The 1,676-nt window shown below is 60.7% G+C and carries 1 protein-coding gene; it reads left to right on the top strand.

Going from position 1 to position 1,676, the window contains the following annotated elements; all coding sequences use genetic code 11:
• Nucleotides 1–127 precede the first annotated feature (127 nt).
• Nucleotides 128–1,666 carry a trimethylamine methyltransferase family protein gene (locus tag AC0L2K_RS34790; protein WP_473533635.1) on the top strand — a complete coding sequence of 513 codons (1,539 nt, stop codon included), beginning with the start codon at nucleotides 128–130 and terminating at the stop codon, nucleotides 1,664–1,666.
• Nucleotides 1,667–1,676: the final 10 nt, after the last annotated feature.

Raw genomic sequence — 1,676 nt, 5'->3', positions numbered from 1 at the left:
GCCTTCTCAGGCCAATTGCCGGCGCCTATCATCAGCGCGACATTAAGCTGGGCTCGCCTTTTCAGACGGCGGAGCCACGGTTGTTTTTGAGGCGGGATGTTGATCACCGCTGTCGCGCGAGGCTAGGATGGACACTGACGTTCCCGCAATCCGGCGCCGCGGAGGCCGGTCTTCGGTAGTTGCAGCACGGGAGGCTGAAAGAAAGCCGCGCGTCTCAACCATCAAGTACGGCATCCGACCCGTGGAGGCCGTCACTGCCGAGCAGCTTGAGCGCATTCACCAGGCTTCGCTGGCGATCCTACGTGAAATCGGCATCGAATTCAGAGACGAGACAGCGATCAGGCAGTGGAAAGAAGCTGGTGCGGATGTCCGTGAGCACCGCGTTTGCCTCGAGGGCGACATGGTGATGGACCTCATCTCCAAAGCCCCTTCCCGTTTTGAAATGACGTCTCGCGATCCCTCGCAGCGTTTCGAGATCGCGCCAGACACAATGACCTTCAGCGCCATGCAAGGCGCGCCAAACATTCGCGATCTTCAGGGCGTGCGACGTGCATCCACGATCGAGGATCTTCGGAACATGAACCGGCTGACCCAGATGCTGCCCGGCTTCCATATCGCCGGCGGATTCACCTGCGAGCCGACCGACATCGCCGTTCCATGGCGCCACCTGCATATCAACCATTCGAGCCTGGTGGAAACGAACATGCCCTTCTTCGGTCTGACGACCGGGCAGCAGCGTGCAGAGGACTCGATCGCCATGGGGCAGATCGTCCACGGCAAGACATTCATGGATCAGAATGCGGTGATGCTCGGTCACGTGTCGGGAAACTCGCCGCTTGTCTGGGATTCGACCATGCTGGAAGGGCTTCGCGCCTTCGTCGAGGCGAACCAGGTCGTGCTGCTGTCTCCGTTCGTGCTCGGCGCCGCCAACACTCCCGCCGATATCCCCGCCACGATCGCCCAGTTGAATGCGGAGGCGCTCGCCGCTCTCGCCTACACTCAGCTTGTCACGCCAGGCGCCAAGATGATCTACGGTCAATATTCGGTCTCGGTGTCGATGCGCAGCGGCGCTCCAATGTCCGGCATGCCGGAAGTGACACTCATCAACGCGGTCATCGGCCAACTGGCGAGGCGCTATGGTGTGCCGTGGCGAACCACCGCGTCCCAATCCTCAGCCAAAACCTTCGATGCTCAGTCCGGCTATGAATCAGCCGTTGCCTACATGTCCGGCGCCAGCGCCTGCTCGAACCTTATGATGCATGCCGGCGGCTGGGATGAAGCCGGTCTCGTGTGCTGCATGGCGAAGTTCGTCGCCGATGCGGAACAGAACTTGCTGATCGAGAAATACGCGCGGGGGATTTCGTTCGAACATTTCGAGGACGCGCTCGAAGCCGTGCGCCGGATTGGCCCCGGCGGCCACTATCTCGGAGATTCCTTCACGCTAAAGCGCTTCAAGGATGCGTTCATCGCGCCGGAGATCCTCGATTACTTAAGCTACGAGCAGTGGAAGGTCAAAGGCTCCAAGGACATGGCGCAGCGCTGCAGAGAGAAGGCGAAAACAATCATCGCGAGCTGCGAGCAACCGCCGATGGACCCCGCCGTGCGGGAGGAACTCGATGCGTTTGTGGCGAAACGCCAGGAGGAGATTTCGCCAAGCCTTGCCTAACCGGCAGGCC

The organism is Mesorhizobium sp. WSM4817 (assembly GCF_055811135.1).
Note: the sequence above shows the minus strand (reverse complement) of the source record. Positions and strands in the feature narration are given on the sequence as shown.

Excerpts from the sequence above, each read along its gene's own strand:
- AC0L2K_RS34790 (WP_473533635.1), top strand. The coding sequence starts at position 128 with ATGGACACTGACGTTCCCGCAATCCGGCGCCGCGGAGGCCGGTCTTCG.